At 52.2% G+C, this 21,617-nt stretch carries 25 protein-coding genes, 1 tRNA gene and 1 pseudogene; 17 read left to right on the top strand and 10 right to left on the bottom strand.

Annotated features, from left to right (window positions below; translation table 11 throughout):
- Nucleotides 1–12 precede the first annotated feature (12 nt).
- Nucleotides 13–1,404: pseudogene (locus ACOTX4_RS16010) on the bottom strand (glycoside-pentoside-hexuronide family transporter).
- Nucleotides 1,405–1,691: 287 nt separating this feature from the next.
- Between ACOTX4_RS16010 and ACOTX4_RS16005 the strand changes: the two are divergent.
- A tRNA-Sec gene (locus ACOTX4_RS16005) sits at nucleotides 1,692–1,786 on the top strand.
- Nucleotides 1,787–1,801: 15 nt separating this feature from the next.
- On the opposite strand, the gene ACOTX4_RS16000 is transcribed toward ACOTX4_RS16005, so the two are convergent.
- Nucleotides 1,802–2,815, bottom strand: a complete 1,014-nt coding sequence (locus ACOTX4_RS16000) for a DUF3800 domain-containing protein (protein WP_023323950.1) — start codon at nucleotides 2,813–2,815, stop codon at nucleotides 1,802–1,804.
- Between the two features lie 5 nt (nucleotides 2,816–2,820).
- Nucleotides 2,821–2,991 carry a YlcI/YnfO family protein gene (locus ACOTX4_RS15995; RefSeq protein WP_065186978.1) on the bottom strand — a complete coding sequence of 57 codons (171 nt, stop codon included), beginning with the start codon at nucleotides 2,989–2,991 and terminating at the stop codon, nucleotides 2,821–2,823.
- A 128-nt stretch (nucleotides 2,992–3,119) separates the two neighbouring features.
- On the opposite strand from ACOTX4_RS15995, the gene ACOTX4_RS15990 reads away from it, so the two are divergent.
- The 4 genes from ACOTX4_RS15990 (at nucleotide 3,120) to ACOTX4_RS15975 (ending at nucleotide 5,237) form a co-directional block, all read left to right on the top strand.
- Entirely contained in the window at nucleotides 3,120–3,416 is a 297-nt protein-coding gene (locus ACOTX4_RS15990) for a SymE family type I addiction module toxin (RefSeq protein WP_023323949.1), read from the top strand.
- 376 nt (nucleotides 3,417–3,792) lie between these two features.
- Nucleotides 3,793–4,278, top strand: a complete 486-nt coding sequence (gene tssD, locus ACOTX4_RS15985; protein WP_045332973.1) for a type VI secretion system tube protein TssD — start codon at nucleotides 3,793–3,795, stop codon at nucleotides 4,276–4,278.
- 9 nt (nucleotides 4,279–4,287) lie between these two features.
- Entirely contained in the window at nucleotides 4,288–4,653 is a 366-nt protein-coding gene (locus ACOTX4_RS15980; RefSeq protein WP_072031505.1) for a tlde1 domain-containing protein, read from the top strand.
- Nucleotides 4,650–5,237: a hypothetical protein gene (locus tag ACOTX4_RS15975; protein ID WP_023295690.1), complete on the top strand. Its 588-nt coding sequence runs from the start codon at nucleotides 4,650–4,652 to the stop codon at nucleotides 5,235–5,237. The genes ACOTX4_RS15980 and ACOTX4_RS15975 overlap by 4 nt, the downstream gene beginning before the upstream one ends.
- Before the next feature lie 32 nt (nucleotides 5,238–5,269).
- On the opposite strand, the gene ACOTX4_RS15970 is transcribed toward ACOTX4_RS15975, so the two are convergent.
- From ACOTX4_RS15970 to ACOTX4_RS15955, 4 genes are all read right to left on the bottom strand, one after another.
- A complete protein-coding gene (locus tag ACOTX4_RS15970) occupies nucleotides 5,270–5,713 on the bottom strand; it encodes a GNAT family N-acetyltransferase (RefSeq protein ID WP_045332974.1) in 444 nt (147 codons plus the stop codon).
- A 48-nt stretch (nucleotides 5,714–5,761) separates the two neighbouring features.
- Nucleotides 5,762–6,532 (bottom strand): GlxA family transcriptional regulator, encoded by a 771-nt coding sequence (locus ACOTX4_RS15965; RefSeq protein WP_323372555.1) that lies wholly within the window; start codon nucleotides 6,530–6,532, stop codon nucleotides 5,762–5,764.
- Nucleotides 6,533–6,885: 353 nt separating this feature from the next.
- Nucleotides 6,886–7,365 (bottom strand): hypothetical protein, encoded by a 480-nt coding sequence (locus tag ACOTX4_RS15960; protein ID WP_045332976.1) that lies wholly within the window; start codon nucleotides 7,363–7,365, stop codon nucleotides 6,886–6,888.
- 1 nt (nucleotide 7,366) lies between these two features.
- Nucleotides 7,367–8,155 (bottom strand): winged helix-turn-helix domain-containing protein, encoded by a 789-nt coding sequence (locus ACOTX4_RS15955; protein WP_022650133.1) that lies wholly within the window; start codon nucleotides 8,153–8,155, stop codon nucleotides 7,367–7,369.
- A gap of 835 nt (nucleotides 8,156–8,990) precedes the next feature.
- On the opposite strand from ACOTX4_RS15955, the gene ACOTX4_RS15950 reads away from it, so the two are divergent.
- The 6 genes from ACOTX4_RS15950 to ACOTX4_RS15925 are packed head-to-tail and all read left to right on the top strand — an operon-like array spanning nucleotide 8,991 to nucleotide 15,026.
- Nucleotides 8,991–9,593, top strand: coding sequence for a helix-turn-helix domain-containing protein (locus ACOTX4_RS15950; protein ID WP_045332977.1), 603 nt, complete (start codon nucleotides 8,991–8,993; stop codon nucleotides 9,591–9,593).
- A 52-nt stretch (nucleotides 9,594–9,645) separates the two neighbouring features.
- Nucleotides 9,646–10,230 carry a fimbrial protein gene (locus tag ACOTX4_RS15945; protein WP_023315123.1) on the top strand — a complete coding sequence of 195 codons (585 nt, stop codon included), beginning with the start codon at nucleotides 9,646–9,648 and terminating at the stop codon, nucleotides 10,228–10,230.
- A gap of 53 nt (nucleotides 10,231–10,283) precedes the next feature.
- Nucleotides 10,284–10,961 (top strand): fimbrial biogenesis chaperone, encoded by a 678-nt coding sequence (locus ACOTX4_RS15940; protein WP_045332978.1) that lies wholly within the window; start codon nucleotides 10,284–10,286, stop codon nucleotides 10,959–10,961.
- A 23-nt stretch (nucleotides 10,962–10,984) separates the two neighbouring features.
- On the top strand, nucleotides 10,985–13,510 hold the full coding sequence (locus tag ACOTX4_RS15935; RefSeq protein ID WP_045332979.1) for a fimbria/pilus outer membrane usher protein: 2,526 nt from the start codon (nucleotides 10,985–10,987) through the stop codon (nucleotides 13,508–13,510).
- Complete coding sequence (locus tag ACOTX4_RS15930) at nucleotides 13,501–14,019, top strand: fimbrial protein (protein WP_023323943.1); 519 nt, start codon at nucleotides 13,501–13,503, stop codon at nucleotides 14,017–14,019. The genes ACOTX4_RS15935 and ACOTX4_RS15930 overlap by 10 nt, the downstream gene beginning before the upstream one ends.
- On the top strand, nucleotides 14,019–15,026 hold the full coding sequence (locus tag ACOTX4_RS15925; RefSeq protein ID WP_023315120.1) for a fimbrial protein: 1,008 nt from the start codon (nucleotides 14,019–14,021) through the stop codon (nucleotides 15,024–15,026). Before ACOTX4_RS15930 ends, ACOTX4_RS15925 begins: the two co-directional genes overlap by 1 nt.
- 1 nt (nucleotide 15,027) lies before the next feature.
- Here ACOTX4_RS15925 and ACOTX4_RS15920 read toward each other — a convergent pair whose 3' ends face one another.
- On the bottom strand, nucleotides 15,028–15,552 hold the full coding sequence (locus ACOTX4_RS15920; RefSeq protein WP_003860954.1) for a lipocalin family protein: 525 nt from the start codon (nucleotides 15,550–15,552) through the stop codon (nucleotides 15,028–15,030).
- A 117-nt stretch (nucleotides 15,553–15,669) separates the two neighbouring features.
- On the opposite strand from ACOTX4_RS15920, the gene ACOTX4_RS15915 reads away from it, so the two are divergent.
- The 6 genes from ACOTX4_RS15915 to ACOTX4_RS15890 all read left to right on the top strand — a co-directional run bounded on the left by ACOTX4_RS15915 (nucleotide 15,670) and on the right by ACOTX4_RS15890 (nucleotide 20,180).
- Complete coding sequence (locus tag ACOTX4_RS15915; RefSeq protein ID WP_022650127.1) at nucleotides 15,670–16,395, top strand: MerR family transcriptional regulator; 726 nt, start codon at nucleotides 15,670–15,672, stop codon at nucleotides 16,393–16,395.
- 99 nt (nucleotides 16,396–16,494) lie between these two features.
- The gene (uraH, locus tag ACOTX4_RS15910) at nucleotides 16,495–16,905 is read left to right on the top strand and encodes a hydroxyisourate hydrolase (protein WP_045332980.1); all 411 of its coding nucleotides are present in this window, start codon (nucleotides 16,495–16,497) and stop codon (nucleotides 16,903–16,905) included.
- A 102-nt stretch (nucleotides 16,906–17,007) separates the two neighbouring features.
- Nucleotides 17,008–17,967: a YbgA family protein gene (locus ACOTX4_RS15905; protein ID WP_022650125.1), complete on the top strand. Its 960-nt coding sequence runs from the start codon at nucleotides 17,008–17,010 to the stop codon at nucleotides 17,965–17,967.
- Between the two features lie 146 nt (nucleotides 17,968–18,113).
- On the top strand, nucleotides 18,114–19,202 hold the full coding sequence (locus ACOTX4_RS15900) for an AAA family ATPase (protein WP_006812462.1): 1,089 nt from the start codon (nucleotides 18,114–18,116) through the stop codon (nucleotides 19,200–19,202).
- A gap of 175 nt (nucleotides 19,203–19,377) precedes the next feature.
- Nucleotides 19,378–19,593 (top strand): hypothetical protein, encoded by a 216-nt coding sequence (locus ACOTX4_RS15895; RefSeq protein WP_310851638.1) that lies wholly within the window; start codon nucleotides 19,378–19,380, stop codon nucleotides 19,591–19,593.
- A 53-nt stretch (nucleotides 19,594–19,646) separates the two neighbouring features.
- Nucleotides 19,647–20,180, top strand: coding sequence for a DUF4225 domain-containing protein (locus tag ACOTX4_RS15890; RefSeq protein ID WP_321220989.1), 534 nt, complete (start codon nucleotides 19,647–19,649; stop codon nucleotides 20,178–20,180).
- Here ACOTX4_RS15890 and ACOTX4_RS15885 read toward each other — a convergent pair.
- Together ACOTX4_RS15885 and ACOTX4_RS15880 are read right to left on the bottom strand one after the other, a co-directional pair.
- A complete protein-coding gene (locus ACOTX4_RS15885; RefSeq protein ID WP_023315117.1) occupies nucleotides 20,158–20,487 on the bottom strand; it encodes a hypothetical protein in 330 nt (109 codons plus the stop codon). The two genes, ACOTX4_RS15890 and ACOTX4_RS15885, sit on opposite strands and share 23 nt — an antisense overlap.
- A gap of 123 nt (nucleotides 20,488–20,610) precedes the next feature.
- On the bottom strand, nucleotides 20,611–21,597 hold the full coding sequence (locus tag ACOTX4_RS15880) for a GlxA family transcriptional regulator (protein WP_022650122.1): 987 nt from the start codon (nucleotides 21,595–21,597) through the stop codon (nucleotides 20,611–20,613).
- Nucleotides 21,598–21,617 lie beyond the last annotated feature (20 nt).

The following is a 21,617-nucleotide window of genomic DNA, read 5'->3' as shown; positions in this document are numbered from 1 at the left end:
GCTCTCGTCCTCTTAGTTCTTTAATTCTTTGCTGACCGGCAGGTTTTCAAACTCCTGCTGATTACGGCGCGCGCCCTGTGCCAGCTCGCCCAGGATTTTGGTCAGGAAGGGGGTTTTCAGCGTGTAGTAGCGTTTGGCGATGATGGCGCTCAGCACCTAGCAGACCGCCGGGGCCAGGGTAAACAGGCCGATAATGATGCTGATGGTCGCGCTGTTCTGGGTTTTGGCCGCCGCGTCGTAGCCGCCGCCTGCCAGCATCCAGCCGATCATCGCCCCGCCCAGCGCCAGGCCGAGCTTCAGCACGAACAGCGTGCCCGCAAAGCTGATGCCGGTCAGACGTTTGCCGTTGGTCCATTCGCCGTAGTCGACGGTATCGGACATCATTACCCACTGAATCGGCGTCACCAGCTGGTGCAGCACGCCGATAACGAAGATGAAGCCGAACATCAGCACGGTGGCATGCATCGGCACGAAGAACATCGCCACGCTGACCACCGCCAGCGCGGCGTTGGTCCACCAGAAGATGCTCACCTTGCACTTCCAGTCGGTGAGCGGTTTCGCCAGCGCGGAGCCGATCAGGTTACCGACGCAGTAGGTGGTGAGGAAGGCGACGAACACCTCCGGCGAGCCCATGATCCAGGTGCAGTAGTACATCATCGCGCCGCCGCGCACGCAGACGGCGAGGATGTTGAGGATGGTGAGCACGCCGACGATACGCCACTGGTCGTTTTGCCAGATGTCGCGCAGATCTTCACGCATGGAGGTGGTGCTCGGCGGCACCTGGATGCGCTCTTTGGTGGTGAAGAAGCAGAACGCCAGCATCAGGAACGCGACCACCGACAGCACGGCGATCCCGCCCTGGAAGCCGAACGCTTTATCGTCGCCGCCAATCAGGTTCACCAGCGGCATCATCAGCACCGTAGAGAGCATGCCGCCCGCCGTCGCCAGCACAAAGCGCCAGGACTGGAGGGAGATACGCTGCGTCGGGTCGTTGGTGATCACGCCGCCCAGCGCGCAGTACGGGATGTTGACCACGGTATAGAGCAGGGTCAGCAGCGTGTAGGTGATGGCGGCGTAAACCATTTTGCCGTTGAGGCTCAGGTCCTGCGTGGTATACGCCAGCACGCAGACGATGCCGAACGGGATAGCGCCAAACAAAATCCATGGACGGAACTTGCCCCAGCGGCTGCGGGTGCGGTCGGCAATCAGCCCCATGCACGGGTCGAAGATCGCATCCAGCGCGCGGGCCAGCAGGAACATGGTGCCGACAAACCCGGCGGGAATACCAAAAATATCGGTGTAGAAAAACATCATATAAAGCATAACGTTATCAAAAATGATATGGCTGGCGGCGTCTCCCATGCCGTAGCCAATCTTCTCTTTTACTGACAGTACATCGCTCATATTTTTATCCTTCACGCTGTAGGGGGCGCTGAGACCGGTTACCGTTTTTTAAACCATTGTTTCAGGAGCGGGTATTGCGTTTTCTGGTTAAGAGATTACGTTTCTTGTTTTTTGTGATCGGGATAAAAGTTGATGAGCACGAAATGCTAACCTGAGGATTTTCTTAAGAATTAGCTGAAACAGGGGGATTCAGGTCAAAAGAGAGGTGAAAAAAGTGGTGTGGGGTATGTGGTAAATGCCTGAAAGTAGCTATAATGCGCCCCGCCTCCATGTAGCAATGCAGGCGCGGAAGATCGTCATCTCCGGTGAGGTGGCTGGACTTCAAATCCAGTTGGGGGCGCCAGCGTTCCCGGGCAGGTTCGACTCCTGTGATCTTCCGCCAAATATTTTACCTACTTCAACGTATCATTCGTTTTGAGTTTTTAATTAATATTTTTACAAGCTCATCTAATTCTTTTCTTAAAGCAGCAGATTTTTCATCGAAAACAATTATGTCTATGGGCGGATTATTATATTGCTGCTGTATCATGAGACTGCCGAGTAGATTGGCTATTAAAGTATTATCTGCAAATCTCATTTTTAAAAGCTTACGCATACCAGAAGCCAAAAGATCTATAACTTGCAAACCGTCATTTTTCATTGAATCCTCATAGCTAATGTCATCCCGTAATATTTTTTGGATGTTAAAAGCGCGGCTATTAGCTAAGGATGTTTTTTTCTCGATCAGATAATTAGGTATCTCTCCTTCATTATAAATAAACTCTCTCATATATTTATAGTTAAAACCATTCACTATACCTAAAGGGTTTTCAAGGGTATACATTTGCAACAAAGCTGGTGAAAATTTTTCAAATATCAACTCATACTTAGTTTTGTGAGACGGCTGTTTTTGATCTAAACGCCATTTGAATTTTTTTAACGTCTGTGGTTGTCGTTGTGCATAGTAATTTACAGATTGGGAGATTATTGTATGCACTAATCTTATTTGGCACATCAACTGAATATAAAGTGGGAGAGATACAGACAATAATTCTTTTGCCATCAAATGTTGAGCAAGTTTCCCCTCGTGATAACGCATCTGCTCAATACTATTTACTATGGTTTTCACATGCGTATCTTTATGATTTTCGATAAAGCTTTTATTATTATAATATGAGTCTGTTACAACACAAAAAAGACTACCGTTCAGCTGCGAAATTTCTTGAAGAAACAAAATATAGTTACTTTCACTAATGTTAACTAATTTTATCTCTTGTCTGCCCAAACCATTCCTTTTTTTTAAATTATTGAGGGCATTCCTATATTTCCTTTTTTCAGTTTCTGGACAAATATAAGCAGCAACTACACTCCAAGAATTTTCTAGTTCACTTTCAGGAGTAAATGAACCTGATTCATCAATTAATATTTCCATATTTACTACTCTCTTTGGCTAGATAATAATCTTAACCTACAAGCCTCCTTCACCCATTTACTAAAATTCCCTTTCCCCGCCGCCTTCTCGATCTGCTCCAAAAGCTCATCCTCGAAACGTATGTTCTTCATCGTGCTCTTAGTGCGGTCAAAATTTGGTTTCTTTTTCTCTTGCATGGTAGGTACCACTTCGGTTAATTTATTCGCACGTGGTACCTACCACATGGATTCGGAATTTTGACAACGCCCAGCAGTGTTGGAGCACTAAAGGGCGTCTAACCTCACCAACTATCAAGGAGTTGATTATGGCTGATTCGCATTCTACCCCAGACACCGACCAATCCGGAACCGAGCGTTCGTTAATTGTGGGATACCGCCCGAATGTTTACGACAAATCTACGCCAAAAATCATCCTTTCCGGCAAGTGGCTGCGCGCGGCGGGTTTTGATACCGGACAGCAGGTCACGGTAAAGGTCATGAAAGGGTGCATCGTTCTGGTAGCGTATAACGAGCAGGAGCAAAGGATTCTGGACGATTACAAACGCACTAAAGCAAAGTTATGCCAGATCGAGAACACGCTGGCGAGCCTGCAATTATCATAACCGTTCCCACTGTTATCAAGTTGGCTGCTGGGCATGCAGCCAACATAAAAAACAATATAGAATGCCAGATTTCTTCCATAACATCCAAAAAGCAATCGAACCCAACATGTAATGCTAACTTACAAGTTCAATATTTGATGACATTCATCATTTCAATACCTGATGCTATTTTTACTTAGCATTTATCTTACGATGGCAACGAAATCATAATTCAATGTTATAATTTTTGTAAATATATTTGAGAAACTTATACATCGCAAAGAGCAATTTTAAGTCCCACTTCCATATTTTATTTTCTTTTCTATTTTGAAATAAATGTCACAATTTAAATCCATAATGAAGCGTAGTTTCCCTCAGTCTATAAAAGGAGATTGAGATGGCTATACCTGTTTACTTATGGCTTGAGGACGATGCAGGCCGGAGAATTAAAGGCTCTGTCGATGTAAAAGATCGCGAAGGCTCAATAGAAGTTATTGAATTTATGCACTCAATCGAACAACCTATTGATAAGCACTCCGGAAAAATCACTTCAAAACGTATTTGTAGCACCTATGCATTCATGAAAGAGATTGATTCCTCATCCTCATATCTATACAAGGCCTTGAGCACTGGACAAACACTAACAAGAGCAGAATTTATATTTTACAGGATCAACTATAACGGGCTCGAAGAGGCTTACTTTAAGACAACTTTAGAAAATGCAAGAGTAGTTCAAATTGAACCACTCATGTTTGACATTAAACTACTGCAAAACGAACGCTATACACATTGTGAATATGTTGATCTAACATATGAAAAAATAACATGGCATTACATGGATGGAAACATCATTCATTCTGATACCTGGAAGGAACGCGCTTAAGGAGAAAGTATGTCCTGGGAATATAATGTAAAAGAGCACAAATTTTATCTTGATGGTGTTTATCAGTTCGATGCAGATTATGCAGGAGCAAGTGGTTACAAAAACGATCCATCTCAAGAATGTGTAAAAAACAGTGGGCCTCTACCTCGAGGGAAATACACAATTGGTTCCCCTCATAATTCTGCCCACACAGGAAAATATACCCTCAGCCTCACGCCCTACTCGACAAATGATATGTGTGGCAGAGACTCATTTAAAATTCATGGCAAAAGCAGTTTGCACCCTGATGACTCTTCAGAGGGCTGCATTATTGCTCCTTTGAGTGCGAGAAGAAGCATCTGGAAAAGCAACGATACGGTGTTGATTGTCAAATGAAGCGTTTAATTTGTTCATTGCCATTACTCGTTGCAGTCAGTTCGCACGTCTCAGCATCAGAAATGACCGGCTTCGCAACACAGTATTACGATGAAGACGGCTCGCTGACGGAAATTTCAACCATAGTGCCCCTTTCCCCGACCATCACGATCGGCAAGAAAACGGTTCAGATGGAAGTTACTCATCTGTCTCAGATTTTCAGTACATACGTGGAGAAAGACAGCTCCGCGCACTGGATCTGCCTTCATGACGACGATGGCACCAATTATTGGTTCATTTCAGATAACGAAATGGGTGCAGGGCTGTTAACTGCGCTAGCCATATCCAGGGATGGCATCCATAAAGAGTGTGTGAATACAACGGAACGAGTCAGTGTCTCAGTCTCTGGCGTTCCATTGTTAAATGCCACTCACGGGGATTTAGTTGAATTGTTCGGCAAAAAAGCAATCGGCAACAGAAAAAAGATCCTGCTTTATCAGGAGACACCTGTACAGGATGGATTTGTTCAGAACAATACCGTCTCTTATTACTTTGATGGCGAAAAATTGCGCGGCGTAATTATCGGGCAAATAACCAGTAACTAGCTTGCAGGCTCCCTCTTTTACAGAAGAGGGCGTTAAGCCTGTCCACTCAACCGCATATGCAACAGCGGAAACGGATTCCCCTGCCCGTCCAGTGCCGAGCGCCCGACCTGCTCAAACCCCATATGACGATAAAACGCCACCCCCTGCGGATTCTGCTCGTTCACATCCACTTCATTTACGCCGAATTCTGCAATGGCATATTGCAGCAGCATTTTCCCGATACCCTTCCCCCGGCTCGCATCATCCACAAACAGCATTTCAATGCGATTTTTATCCACGCCCAAAAAGCCGTGAATAATACCCACGTCATCCCGGGCAATCACAACCCTGAGATTAGGCAAATATGCGTTGAGCAATAACGGACGCAGCGCCGCGATATCGCTTTCCTGCAAAAAGCGGTGCGTGGCGCGAACGGACGACTCCCAGACTGCGACGAGGCGTTCAAATTGTGAAGGGTGTGCGGCTTCTATTTTCATGGTGATATTCCGGTTGAGTAAAGTTTCAGGGCAGCAATGTAATGACATTCAGCTCTGCGACGTGCGCCATACGCCAGGCGTACAGCCATACTCCATCTGGAAATGACGAATAAAATGCGCGCAGTCGCTGAACCCCATCCGCTGCGCAATATCCGTCACGCTTTGCTGCGAGTTCTTCAGCAGCCAGCAAGCATAGCGCAGCCTGGCGCCGCGGATAAATTCGCGGGCCGTTTTGCCGAATTCTGCGTGAAACAGACGGTTGAGCTGGCGTTCACTCAATGCCACTTCTCGCGCAAGCCCGGCGGTGGTGAGCGGCCGGGTCAGGAACTGTTCAATCAGCATGACGGCGCGGCGCAACCGCGAGTCAGGGATAAGCGCAAGATTCGCCGGACGCGGGGTGGCAATTTCATGCGGAACGAGCGACAAACGCTGACAGGTGGTGCTGGCGATATCATCCCCGGCATGGGCGCGGATAAGCTCAGTTGCCAGCGTCAGGGTGGAAATACCGCCCGGGCAGGTCAGCACATCGCCATCGTCGATGAAATCATACCCTTGCTCAGCATAAACCAGCGGGAAAGCCTGCCGAAATGCATCAAGGTGGAAAGGATGGATGGACGCTCGTCGTTCATTCAGCAATCCTTCCTGTGCGAGGACAAAACTGCCGGTGCCAATGCCAATGAGCGGAACCCCGGCATGGTGGGCATGTGCCAGATACGCTTTATCCCCCTGATACCCTAAGTCCAGATACTGCAATTCACCGCCGATAACAGCAAGGTAGTTAAAACTGTCCGGCGGCGCATGGGTGGAATCCGGTCTCATGATAATCCCCGCATTGCTGATAATCGGGATATCAGGAAATTCACTTATCAGGCTGATTTTAAATGCTAATTTATCCTGAGCTTTCGCTGCATAACGCAGCGCCTCCAGCAATCCGGAGACGGCCAGGAGTGAATAACGGGGCCATAATATCAACCCAATATGCAGACACTTTTCCGGTACTGATTTTCCCCCATCGGAGGAGTCAAATACACTTTTCATTTACTTGCCAAATTTAAAATTAATTACATTATCGCAACATGATCTGTCGCACTTTATATTTCTAAGATAATGCTGATATTTTAAATCAAGCATAAATGAGACGGGAGGAAAATATAATGTTTTTCTCGTTTATATCATTCTTTTTTTGAACCACGACACACATATGTCGGTAATGTTCCTAAGGTAAAGATATAGTTACCATTATGTTGTTCATTGATCCGCATATAAATACTCTTGCCCGGATAGACAAAAAATTGCGGTTCATATTTTTCCAGCCAGCTGTCGTCAACATTATCGTCCGGGAACGTCATATTTTTTTCTGACGTCAGCAAATAGAGATGATCTTGTCTCTCCACCCGAAAGGAAATTTTCCTGTCGATGGTTTTACCCGGATCGCTCTTTGCCCGGCCATTCATGCTCAGGGTGCCGAATTTCCCGTCGAAGGTGTAATTCAGCCAGACCGTCAGCGTCTCATCCGGATGGTGCTGGACCAGATTAGCCTGGCATGAAAAAGGCTGAACGTAAGTTCGGTGCCACAGGTAATAGCCCGTCAGCACGCCTGCCATGACGAGGCCCGTCACGATGATATACAGCATCTGCCGAAAACGAGTCATGCTAGCTATCCTTCAGGAAATAATCAGATATACAGCGGTTCGGTTCTTTCATTGGCCGGTCGCAGCGAATAACCGATGCACGAGGAAGCAGAGCGTACCAGCTGATGTAAACCCAGGGATATTGCGCGCATTCAGCCTTGAATTGTTCCACATAGGTCAGCGCGGAAGCGCGTTCAGCGTGAGTCTGAATGTCGTTCGCAAGATAAACGCGACAGGCTCCGACGGATGCCGCAAAACGGTAATCCTCAACAAAACGGTTTTCTGTGGCGTTCATATATCCCGTCACGCCTGCCCCGGCCAGGACGATCAATAGCCCCATGACAACAGCCAGCCAGCGCGTGGGCTTCCTGGCAACGGGCGTTGCTGGCGCGGAGGATGCAGAGACCTCCTCGATCGCTGGCGCCTCCACACATTGTTCCTCTGCGGGTTGAGGCGCGACAGGTGAAGACTCTCTGACGGTTATTTGCGTGTCGCTTGCCAGCGTCAACCCAATCCGCGGAATGGTAACGATAGGGTCAGTTTCAAAACCAATCTTTTTGAGCCCTTTGCGCAGGATGGAGATGTTCTGGTAATAGGTATTGGAGGAGACAAGCATGCCGCGGCTTTGCCAGACAATATCAAGGAACTCTTGCTGAGTGACAATCGACCCCGCTCTGTCGATTAATAACAACAGGCATCGGCCTGCTGGCGAATTTAACACAACCACACGGTCAGGATTGTTGATATCACGTAACGTGCTGGCCGCAGGATGAAATTCGACGATATTATTTATAATGTAATGCTTATGCATAGGGGCAGTATGAATTCTCCGGTTAACAGATGTTGAACCTGGGTCACCGCATGTATGGGATGACATTCACGTCGGGATTAATGTGACTGATTAACGGCATGCTGTATATCTTCGCCATTGGCGAAAAATCTTAATTTATATTTCATCCCTTAAGCTTCACTGAACCTGCATAAGAACTCAACCCTTGTAGAATGCGGCTTGCAGAGCCACTTCATCCGCGATCATCCTCATTATGATGTTTTGTGAAGTGAATTTCCGCTCCACAGAAGTATCTGACTACCGGCAGCATCTCATTTATCAGAGCCTCACCTTTTGGCGCACTCCTCGCCTCTTGACATTGACAAATATCTACATAAAAAAAACATTGTACGCCACGGACATGCGTGTCTGAAATATTCAGCACCCTTAAGCCTTAAGTTTTCTCAACCTGACCAATATCAATAACTTATATGGTTTTTGTATGCTTTTCAGCCACCTTTCTATCAGTTTTTATCGATGATAACATTCGTAAATTGTTATTCCCCGTCAGCAACTTCACACCCGCACTGACACCAGACGACAAACTCCTTACAAAACATTTATCAAAGCTAAATTTTCATTAAAAATAGCGGCTATCATAATTTACAGAAAGCGAAGCGGAATAAGACCAATCAGAGGGAAGCGTCGTAACCGGTCTCGATCTTAGTAATTAATACAATTTTAGATTAATTCAGATTACCTCTTTATTGGCCGACGTATAGTAGGCCTACACTATGCAATACGTCATTGCTTCGAGAATACTGGCGATAACCTTATAAATAATTCGCCTGATTACTATTATAAATCGAGGAATAACATGACGAACAATAGCCAAATAACACAGCATATAACTGTTGCACTGATGGGCGGCGATCATTATGCAAGAAACGGCATTAAAACATTATTAAGCAGCATCCGCGACGACCTTCACATCATTATCATCGAAGGAGGTTATCAGCAACTGGATAAGGCGCTGTCGTCGATTCGTATCGATATCTTATTTATATCTGGCGCAGAGAAATACCATACAGGGTATGACTCACTGAAATATTTAAAAAAAATCAAAGCCACGCAGCCTGAAGTGATGATCTGCCTGTACTCAACCTCTGCCCATTCCCTGTTATGGGTCCGGGAAGATATTGATGCCTATATCTCGCTACAGAACACGGTTTATCAGTGGCGGATAAAGCTAGCAAAAATGGTCGATAGCCATTATCGGCCCCAAAAGCAGCCAGCGGCGTTATCGCTGACGCCTGGAGAAAGGAGGGTATTAAAGGAACTCAGGAACGGACTGGATATACGTTACATCGCAGAACTGGAGAAACTTTCTTATCGCCGCGTGAGCGCCTTAAAAAGCTCAGCGATAAGGAAACTCGGGCTCAGGAATAAGACAGATTTGCTGGTCTTTTTAACCAGTTAGACCTGCCGCTTTCAGAGCAAATCTCGTAATAAAAAAACCAAGGAACTATGAAATGAAAGCACGCCTTACTTGCCATTCTCTGCTGGCATTAAGCATTGCCGCCCTGCTGCCAGCGGGCTCAGCACTGGCCGCCACCACCAGCGGCGGCACGGTTAACTTCAGCGGTAAAGTGGTGACCTCCGCCTGTGCCATCAGCGCCGGTAGCGCCAATATCGACGTCGACATGGGGGAAGTGCGTACCGCCACGCTGGCTGCCGCAGGCAGTGAAGCCAGTACCGCAAAAGCCTTCTCCATCACGCTGGAGGATTGCGAAATCGCCGATACCTCCGCGTCCACGGAAAATAACCCCATCGCCGCAACGACCGTGGCTATCACCTTCACCGGTACGCCGGACAGTACCGATGTCAATAGCCTGGCCGCGGGAGTAAACGGCGGCGCGGGCTCGGCGCAGCATGTCGCTATCCGTCTTTATGACGAACAGGGCAACGTCGTCAGGCTGGGTGAGCCGGCAGCAGCGATCCCCCTGCGTGCGGGGGCGAACACCCTGAACTTCAGCGCGAAATATTACTCCCCACTGGGCAACGCCACGGCGGGTGATGCCAGCGCGGTCGCCACCTACACCGTGACCTATTCGTAATCTTCAGGCCCGGTCTGCTGGCCGGGTCTGACTCAGCTTTCAGGAGACGCACAATGCGCGTAAACACATGGATTTGTCTGGCTGGCACGTTATGTTCATCCGCCGTGTACGCAGGCGGCGTGGGGTTAGGCGCAACGCGGCTGGTCTACGCAGGCGCGGCTACGCAGACGATGATGCAGGTAAGAAATACCCACCCTGATGCCACGTTCCTGATCCAGTCATGGATGGAAGACGAGAAAGGGAGCCGTACCAACGACTTCGTCATCACGCCGCCGCTGTACGTCATGAAGCCCGCCAGCGAAAGCGCGGTGAAAATCATGTTCAGCGGCAACGCCCTGCCATCCGATCGCGAGACGCTGTACTGGATGACGGTCAAAGCTATCCCACAGCAGGTTAAAAACGGTTCCGGCAATTCGCTGCAATTCGCCTCTGCCAACCGCATCAAGGTCTTTTATCGCCCGGAGCGGCTCAGGGAAGGTGCAGGGGAGGCATGGAAAAACCTTGCCGGCGCCTACCGCGCGGGCAAGGTCACGCTGACCAACCCAACGCCGTATTACCTCACCACCATTAACGTGAAAATTGATGGCAGGCCGGTATCGCCCGTCATGGTACCGCCGAAAGCCAGCGTGATGCTGGCAGACACCTTCAGCCATGCGAGCAGCATGAGCTACCAGACGATTAACGATTATGGGGCCTGGACGCCCGTCACCCGCACGTCATTGTCCCAATAATAAAAACAGTAAGGCGTGACCACATGAAAATTAAAATCCTGTGCGCCACGGCGATCGCCCTGGTGATTCGGCAAGCCGTGGCTGCCGAAAGCGAGCTGCAATTTAATCCTGCGTTTCTCAACGGCGAGCGCGCCAACAGCGCCGATCTCGCCTGGGTCAACGCCGGGAGCGCGTTGCCGCCGGGCGAGTACAATCTTAACGTGTATATCAATACCCAGTTCGCGTTCACAGGTAACGTCACGTTTCGCGTCGCTGAAAGCACCGCTGGTGAAGCCCTGCCGTGCCTTACGCCTGCACAATTCGCCGCACTTGGCATCGACAGCCGTCAGGCTAAAGGGGGTGAGCTGCCGCCTGCGCAGCGCTGCATTTTTTTAACCCAGTCATTCGCCGATACCCGGTTTGATTTTGACCAGAGGACGCTTACCCTCAACTTCACCGTACCGCAAAGCGCGATGCGCGCTCTGCCGCGCGGATACGTCAGCCCGGAGAGCTGGGAGTCCGGCATCCCTGCCGCGTGGCTGAACTATGTGGTCAATGGCGCGAATAATGACTACCGGGGCGAGACGCGCACGCGGGAACAACAGCTGTTTGTGAGCCTGAACAGCGGCGCCAACCTGGGCGCATGGCGGCTGCGTGATTTCACCACGTGGACCAAAGAGAGTAACGAGCTCACCCACGTCCAGACCTGGCTACAGCGGGATATCCGCGCCCTGCGTGCCCAGGTTTACGCCGGTGAAACGTTCACCTCCTCGCAGGTGTTTGACGCCGTTGGCCTGCGTGGGATTGCCCTGAAGACCGATGACAATATGTTGCCCGCCAGCCTGAGCGGTTACGCGCCTGAAGTGCGCGGCATCGCGCGCAGCAATGCCACGGTGACGGTTCGCCAGAACGGTAACGTCATCTATCAAACCTCCGTTCCGCCGGGGGCGTTTGTGCTGAAAGATCTCTATCCGACCTCTTCCGGCGGCGATCTCGCGGTCACCATTCAGGAGAGCGACGGTAGCCAGACGCAATACACCCTGCCCTTTGCCAGCGTGCCGAATCTGGTGCGTAACGGTCAGGTCAAATATGCTCTGGGTGCGGGGAAATACCGCCCTGCGGGCAATCAGATCTCGCCCTCCTTCGCGCAGGGCGAGCTGTTCCTGGGCTGGCGATACGGCCTCACGTTTTATGGCGGGGCGCAGTTTTCCGATCGCTACACCGGCCTGGCCTTCGGGATCGGGCAGAATCTCGGCCGCTTTGGCGCCTACTCTCTCGACCTCACCCATGCCCGCAGCCAGCTGGCTGATAACCAGCACTACACCGGTGATTCGGTGCGCCTGCGGTACAGCAAGCTGCTGAACGATATCGGTACGCGAGTCAATTTCTTCTCGCTGCGTTACTCAACGGCAGGGTTTTATACCCTCAGCGATACCACTTACAAAGGCATGGCGGGCGGAGCGCCAGAACAGACCGTGGAAGACGATGGCACCGTCACCACTCACTACGACACGGTTTACAACCTGCATATGTCGCGTAAGGCAAAAAATCAGCTGCTGTTGTCGCAGCCGATGGGCGAATACGGCGCGCTGTCGCTGTCCTGGGATCAACAAACCTACTGGAATACGTCAAAAACCACGCAAAGTTTGCAGTTCGCGTGGAACGCGACGTTTCGTAACCTGTCGCTTGGCATCAGCGCCCAGCGTAGCTCTGGCCTGTACGACAACAAGAAAGACAATATCCTCGCGTTGTCCCTGTCGGTGCCGCTGGGTAATCCGGCGCTGTCGACCCGTCTCCGTTTTACCGCTACCCATGCGGATCCCGCTGGCACCACCGCCAGTACCGGTGTCAGTGGTTATCTGCCGGGGCAGGAGAATCTTTTCTATAGCGTCAACCAGCGCTACAGCGCGCAGCAGCACTACGGCGGCGATGCCGCGCTGCAATACGAGGGCGCGTGGGGAGACTATAACCTGGGCTACAGCTACGCCGGTGACTCCCGCAACCTCAGCTACGGGATGAGCGGCGGAGCGGTGCTGCATGAGGATGGTCTGACGCTGAGCCAGCCGCTCGGGAACACCAATATTCTGGTGAAAGCCCCGGGCGCCAGCCATGTCGCCGTGCTCAACCACAAGGGCATCAAAACCGACAGCCGGGGCTATGCGGTGATCCCGTACGCCACGCCGTATCGCGTTAATCAGGTTGCGCTGGATGTCACCACCGTGGGCAATGACGTGGAACTTGAGAACGCCATCGCCAATAAAATCCCCACCGACGGGGCACTGGTTCGCGCCACCCTCACCACGCGTCAGGGAGCAAAAGCGATGTTTATCGTACGTCACGCTAAAGACGTGCTCCCCTTCGGCACGCTGGTCTCGTCAGAGGATGACAAAGCCAGCGGTATCGTCGGCGACGGCGGCAGCGTGTATCTGACCGGCCTGTCAGCGCAGGGAACCTTGCATGCCGTATGGGGACGCGACAGCGCCCAGCGCTGCACGATCCGCTATGCGTTGAACCCGCAGAATTATCACGCCCGCACCGGGCTTTATTCCCAGGAGGCCATATGTCAGTAACCGTCCGTTTCCTCCCCCTGATCCTGCTGATGGTCATCACCGTCCCCGCGCGCGGCTATGACGTGCTGGTTTCCGTGACCGGCAACGTGATCGGCAATACCTGCATTGTCTCGGAAGATTCGAAGGAGCAAAACGTGCCGCTGGGCACCCTCGGCGTGAAGCAATTTAGCGAGGCGGGGGCGGTCAGCAATATCAAAACGCCCTTCACGCTCACCCTTGAAGCGTGCGGCCCCACCTTTGCTGGCGTGAAAATCCGCTTCAGCGGTACGCCGGATGACGAAAACCCGCAGCTTCTGAAAGTCGCTGACGGTGGCGCGACCGGCGTGGCAGTGCAGATTCTGGATAAAGACAGCGTACTTATCCCGCTGGACACCCAAACCGCTGCTTACGGCGCGGCGGGGGATGACAGCGTAAAAATGACCTTCTATGCGCGACTGACCGCCACGGGTGCGCCGGTCAATGCCGGAGACGTTTCGGCAGTGGCGACCTGGACGACGGAGTATCAATAATGCGTTTACTGTTTTTAGCCCTGTTTTTTATGTCCTCTCAGGCACTTGCCCTCTCCTGGACATCGGATATCACCCTTTCGCCAACACCCATGTCATGGTCCGGCCCGGCAGACTCCATCGTGCCTGGAAAGACGATCGGCTCTGAATGGAGCGCCTCTGCGAGCGTCTCGGAAGTGTTCTGGTGCGGCCTGGTATTTACCTGCTCCAAAGGGACGCTGGAGCCGAGCAGCAGTATAACCGCCACCGGCATCACGGTTATTCTTGATGGCGCAAATTACATGGTATTTGAAACGGGCGTGCCCGGCATCGGCTTCATTCTTGGGCTCAAAGATTATAACGGCACCACCTATGTGCCGATGCAGACGGGCATTACGCAGAGCTATCCGGCCGATGGGACTAACGGTTACGCCACCGCACTGGGCTGGTCAGCAAAAGTGACGTTTATCAAGACCGGCGTTCCGCTGAAATCCGGCGTATACCAGACCCCGACCATTAACGCGGCGATCCTGACGGCCTATAACAACGAAGTGAAAACCGCGCAGGTGATCATCAACCCCACCACCATCACGGTGACGGCAAGCGGCTGCACGGTAGGCACAAAAAGCGCCAACGTCGACCTGGGCACCATTGATGTTCACACGCTGCCCAGCGTAGGCAGCACCTCACCGTCGGGGGAGTTTAACGTCAGCCTGACCTGCGATGAGAACGTGGCGGTTAACGCAGTGATGACCGATCAGACCACACCGTCAAATACCTCGTCGGTCGTGACGCTGACCGGGGACTCCACGGCCTCCGGCATTGGCGTACAGTTTTTCTATAACGGTACCGGGCCGCTGATGATGGGGCCAGACAGCTCGGCCGCAGGCACGACGGGACAGTTTTTCATCCAGACCACCAGCGCAGCACAAACGCTATCCCTGCCGTTCCAGGCGCAGTACATCCGAACCGGAGACCTGGTCCCCGGCTCGGCCAATGCCCTGGCAAGCATCACCTTTTCGTATCAGTAGGTTAGTGCTTCACCCACACCAGCTGATCGACCCGGAAGCCCAGACCGCGTGCGGTGTTCAGGTAGTCCTGTTTTACCGCATCCGGAATGGTCGGGGTGCGCGATAAAATCCACAGGTAGTCACGGTTCGGGCCGCTGACCAGCGCGTACTGGTACTTATCGTCCAGCTTGATCACGTTATAGCCGCCGTAGAACGGGCCGAAGAACGATACCTTCAGCGCAGCCGTAGTCGGTTCGCCGGTAAAGTACGCCTTTCCTTCGCTCTCATTCCATTTGTTCTTCACCGGATCATAGCCGCGGTTCAGTACGCTGATACCGCCATCGCTGCGCTTGCCGTACGTCGCGGTGACCTGTTCCAGACCGCGCTCAAAGCGGTTTTCCAGTCGGGCGACTTCATACCATTTGCCGAGATAGCGGCTGGCATCAAAGCCGGTAATGGGCTGCACGCCTTTCGGCGGCGTGGGAGATTTACAGGCAACCAGAGTCAGCGCAATGGCGACACCGGTAACTACAGGCCATAGCCTCATGAGAACTCCTTTCATTTACGCGGTTGGACGTTAAGTGTAGCGCACCCGTGCGGCGCTTCATCCCGTCGGAGAATATTCGTAGTATATTGAGACAACTCCTTCTCTTCGGATGCAGACATGGCTTACTCCATCGGCGAATTCGCCAGACTCAGCGGCATCACCGCCACCACGCTGCGGGCGTGGCAGCGACGCTATGGCTTGCTCAAACCCGAGCGTACGGACGGCGGTCACCGCCTGTACAGCGATGAGGACGTTCAGCAGGCGCTGAAAATCCTCGACTGGGTAAAAAAAGGCGTACCCATCGGTCAGGTTAAATCACTGCTGGAACGCCCTGCGCCGCGCCGCGCCAATAACTGGCAAACCCTGCAACAGGCCATGATGCAAAAGTTGCAGGAGGGGAAAATTGAATCCCTGCGTCAGATGATTTACGACGCCGGACGCGAATACCCAAGGCCAGAGCTGGTCACTAACGTGCTGCGTCCGTTGCGCAGCCAGATATCGGCCAACGTCGCCGCCGCCATGACGCTGCGTGAGATCCTCGACGGCATCCTCATCGCCTATACCTCGTTTTGCCTTGAGGGCGATAAAAAAGCGCCGGGCGATAACGTTCTCATCAGCGGCTGGTACCTCAACGACCCGTGTGAAATCTGGCTCGAAGCGTTAACGCGCACCGGCCAGGGCCACCGCATCGACATCCTGCCGGTTCCCCCTGCCGCGCTGGCCCCGGAAATTTTCCCGGATCGCAAATGGCTGCTGGTCACCAGCGGCAAACTCACCGCCGCGCGGAAAAAGCAGGTTGCGCAGTGGCAGCAGCAGGTTTCCCTTGAGGTAATTATCCTCTGATTATTTTCTGCTGTGGCAATCTTCACGAAAAGTTGAATATTTTTTCGCGCAGCGAGTGCTAACGTTTTCCTGTCACCGACAACTCAACAGGAAAACACGATGAAAAAGACACTCCCTCTGATGATGCTGGCTGCAATGGCTTTCGCGCCTGCCGCATTCAGCGCCCCGGCAGGCACCCTGAGCGTCCACGTTCTGGACCAGCAAACCGGTATGCCGCCAGCGGATGTGACCGTTACGCTGGAGAAGCAGGAGCAGGACAAGTGGACCCCGATTGCCAGCGGTAAAACCGACCACGACGGGCGCATTAAATCGCTTTATCCGCAGGATCAGGATATGGCACCTGGCGTGTATAAAGTGACCTTCAAAACCGCCGATTACTTCCACGGCAAAAAGCTGGGCTCCTTCTTCCCGGAAGTGCCGGTGCTGTTCACCGTCACCCGCACCAATGAAAAACTGCACATCCCGCTTCTGCTCAGCCAGTACGGTTACTCAACCTACAAGGGCAGCTGATTGCTCTTGATTTTAAAGACGATTAAAAAATAATCCCGCCAATACTTGGACAAACTCGCATTGTTGTGTAACTTTTAGATATAAGATCGGGAGGTGCACACCATGACAACAAAACCTGTGCTGGGTATTAGCGGATGTTTGACCGGTTCCGCCGTTCGCTTTGACGGCGGGCATAAGCGTATGGGCTTTGTGATGGATGAGCTGGCGCAGTGGGTCGCTTTCCGCCCGGTATGCCCCGAAATGGCTATCGGCCTGCCCACGCCTCGTCCGGCGCTGCGCCTGGTGATGACCACCGGCGGCGAGACAGAAATGCGGTTCAGCAAAGCGCCCCACGATGACGTCACGCAGAAGATGGCCGCATTTACGGCAGATTATCTGCCGAAAATCGGCGATCTGTCGGGGTTTATCGTCTGTGCAAAATCCCCCAGCTGCGGCATGGAGCGCGTGCGGCTGTACGACGAAAACGGCAACCGGGGCCGCAAGGAGGGTGTCGGGCTGTTCACCGCCGCCCTCCTTGAAACTTTCCCCTGGCTGCCCGTCGAAGAAGACGGTCGCCTGCACGATCCGGTACTGCGGGAAAACTTTGTTGAGCGCGTTTTTGCCCTCCACGAACTGAACGTAATGCGTAAAAATGGCCTGACGCGCCGTGCTCTGCTGGACTTTCACAGCCGCTATAAGCTTCAGCTTCTGGCGCACCATCAGGCAGGCTACCGTGAAATTGGCCCGTTCGTGGCATCACTGCACGAGTGGGACGATCTGGACGCGTTTTTCGTGGCCTATCGCGACAAACTGATGACCATCCTGAAAAAACCTGCTTCGCGGAAGAATCACACTAACGTGCTGATGCACATTCAGGGCTATTTCCGTAACCAGCTGAACAGCCGCCAGCGCGGAGAACTGCGTGATGTGATCCTGCATTACCGGGACGGACTGCTGCCGATCCTCGCGCCGCTGACGCTGCTTAAGCATTATCTGGCTGAATACCCTGACCGGTATCTGATGACGCAAAACTACTTTGATCCCTATCCTGATGATTTGGGTCTGCGTCTTGCCGTTACCTGATAAGAAAGAAGCGAAGGCCCCATTGACCCACAGAGGCCCAAAGCTGTACCCCGTTTAGACGACACCCTCACTGTCGTCTTTTTTTTGCGCTCAGCGTAAAATACTGTAATTCTGTACAGGTTAAGCGTGCACAGCGGAGTAACACGATGATCAAAAATCTGCATATTCAAAACTACCGCTCAATTCGCGATATGTCGCTTGAGCTGGAACAGCTCAATATCGTGTTCGGCCCCAACGGCACCGGAAAATCCAATATTTATAAAGCGATTTACCTGATGCACAGCGCGGCGCAGGGGCAATTCTCCCAGGCGCTGGCAAACGAGGGGGGCATTTTGAAAGTGTTCTGGGCGGGCAAAACCCGCAGCGACCAGCTGCGGCGCATGAACCTGGCGGTGGAAACGGAAACCTATGAATATGAGCTTCAGGTCGGGTTCGTGGAAAAGCTGCCCTACCCCTCACAGTTTCAGCTCGATCCGGTGATCAAAGAGGAATCTATCTGGCTGAGCGGCCAGCACCGTCGTCCGTCGTCACAGCTGATGAAGCGTAAGAACCAGGCCGTATTCCTGAACAACGTACATCACGAAAAAGTGACCCACAGCGGTACGCTGTATGAGAACGAGTCGGTGTTCGGGCAGCTCGGCGAACCGCACCTCTACCCCGAAGTGTCGCAGATGCGCGAGTCCCTGCGTAACTGGCGATTTTATCATGAGTTTTCCGTCTCATCCGGCTCGGCGATCCGCGCGCCGCAGGTGGGTTTCCGCTCCCCGGTGCTGGCCAGCGACGGCGCGAACCTGGCCGCCGCGTTTCAGACCATTGTCGAAATTGGCGACGAGCTGCTGCTGATGCGCATTCTCGACCAGGCCTTCCCCGGCTGCGTGTTTTACAGCGACAACACCGGCGGGCGCTTCCGCATGATGATGCAGCGCGAGGGGCTGAGCAGACCGCTGGAACCGGCAGAGTTCTCCGACGGCACGCTGCGTTTTTTATGCCTGGCGGTGGCGCTGTTAAGCCCGCGCCCTCCCGCATTTATCGCCCTCAACGAACCGGAAAACAGCCTGCATCCGCAGATGCTGCCCGCCCTGGCAAGCCTCATTGCCGAGGCCAGCCGCTATTCGCAGATCTGGCTCACCAGCCATTCGCCGGAGCTGGCGCATTTGATTGAGAAGCACCGATCGTTTTCGCTGTATCAGCTGTCGATGGCGGAGGGGGAGACACGGATGGAGCGGCTGGGGTAATGCACTTCTTTTATGCTGTCACCACTTTCAAGGTCGCCATCAACGACGAAGATGATTTCCGTCGGTATATACCTTCGGCGAATTCTGCGCTCGCGACAGATTATCCAATTTATTGTTGCCAGTTTCTGATGCCAGGATAATCTGTAAACGTTGGTTATCAGATGAGAAAATTAAAATGGATATTGTACTTTTCCCTGGTCAGAACGCCCGCGCATGGGCTGAAACAATGATAAATCTTGAAGCCCGCAAGCTCATCAATACTGCGAATATTGTCGGAGGGCAACATCTCAGCGACGGACTCGCACGGATTAAATTTATGGATGATATTCGGCAGTTTGTGATGCAACAATTTAGTGCTACCCGGCAGCCAGAAGTGATGAGGAGTGCATAGAATGCCTGAAAAACATCCGGGCTGAGAACGAAAGTCTTCTTGAGCAAAGCAGAATGCTTCGCTCCCGTACAGCTCAGCTTTTTGCTCAGATTGAACTGGTTAAAGAAAATAACAAAGTCGTCGGTTACGTTATCTCATCGATTAAGGTTGTGCTTTCAGGGTTACAGATTGTTGCAGGTGTTGGTGCAATGATGACAATGAATCCAGTGGGTGCGCTTGCAGGAGCGATTCTGGTTATGGATGGTGCAAATGCCATTTCAAAAGAAATTAACAGAACGCTTCAACATCAACCAAACTCCGAAGGTATGCTGGCAGATGGCGTCATGGATATCGCTCAGTTTATGGGATTTAAACGTGAATCAGCACTTGGGGTATTCAATAGCGTAAGCCTGGCAGCAAGCGTCTATACGGTATTTGGCGCCATCCGGAAACCCGAATCATGGCGTCTGTTTCGTTATCTCCCGCTGGATTTCTACCGCAAAGTCGACGGAATGAATCGCGCAGCGCTCACTATGAAAATTGTCGGCTGGGGTGTCTCTGCAAAAGTCTCGTTTGATTTAATTTCTAATGCGTCTGGACAGAACTAATGTATTTCTTTCTGAAGCGCCAGGCTTTGTAGGTAATGATCGGGGGTTGAAAAAACCAGGCAATAATCAATACGATGAAAAGAGAAATGCCACCGGAAACAATATTATAATGTTCAGCGAAAAAAAGAAGCGCCAGGAAAATCAGGGCCACAGTCGCAGTAATACACAGAACCATGATAAATCGCTTACCTAACTCAAGCACTACCTCGAGCAGGGATGAACCATAACGGCTAATGTTTCGGTTCAGATACGCTAATTCTTTTACGGTGAAACCTGATTCAAGTAACTGCGTTTCAATATTGTTCATGCCACTACCTTTTCTTCTGGAAAGTAACGTGGATTATCTTAACCGGAAGAGAAGTGCTTGTAACCCGTCTGATGTATATCCATTGCCGCCAGCTTTAAAGGCAAAGAAGCCGCCCACGTCTTTTTATTCCATCGCGCCAGCATTATTTTTCGCTGCATACGGCTTAACGCGAAACGTCTTACGCCACTCCGCCGGACTGACACCAAAGCGCGCCTTAAACTGCTGCCGATACGTCACCGCTGATAAAAACCCCACCTGCTCAGCGACGCTTTCGATTGGCAGACTGCCGGACTCCAGCAGGATCTGGCTGCGCCGCAGGCGCTCGGCGGTAAGCCAGTCGGCAACGCTCATGCCCGTCGCCTTGATAAAATGGCGGGTCAGCGTGCGTCGGCTCATCGACACCACGTCCGCCAGCGAATCCAGGTTATGCGGCTCGGAAATGTGCTGCTGAAGGTAGTCAATGAGACAGTTAATCCGCCCGTCGCGGGTATCTTTCGGCACAGGTTGCGCAATAAACTGCGCCTGCCCGCCCTCGCGGTGCGGCGGGACGATCATCCGGCGGGCAATCTGATTGGCGACGACGCTGCCAAAGCGCTGGCGGATGATGTACAAACAGCAGTCGAGCGCGGCGGCGGTACCCGCCGAGGTGATCACATTGCCGTCGTCCACGTAGAGCGCGTTGATGTCCAGTCGAACGTCCGGAAACAGCGTCTGAAACTGGTGTTCAAACTCCCAGTGGGTGGCGGCCCGTTTGCCGCTGAGTATGCCCGCATAGCCCAGTACAAACGAGCCCAGACACAGCCCAACAATTTCCGCCCCGTTGTCTCTGGCCTGAACCAGGCTGTCGAGCAGCGTCTGAGGCGGGCGCTCCAGCACGTGCTGCCAGTAGGGTACAACCACAATTTCAGCCGATGCGATTGCAGAAAAATCCTGCGTCGCATGCAGGGCAAAACCGTCTTTCGAGGTCAGGAATCCCGGTTTTTCAGCGCAGATCGTAACGTTAAAGCGCTTTTCCCCGGATACCGTATCGCCAAACAGAATGCAGGGGACGGAGTAGTGGAACGGGCTAAACCCGTCCACCGCGACAATAGCAACGTTAACAAGCGGCATCTGTCTCTCCTTTCCCCTTT

The sequence above is a fragment of the Enterobacter cloacae complex sp. IR5459 genome, from assembly GCF_049238005.1.
In the GTDB taxonomy this organism is placed as follows: Bacteria; Pseudomonadota; Gammaproteobacteria; order Enterobacterales; family Enterobacteriaceae; genus Enterobacter; species Enterobacter hormaechei_C.
This window is presented reverse-complemented; position numbering and strand designations above follow the sequence as displayed.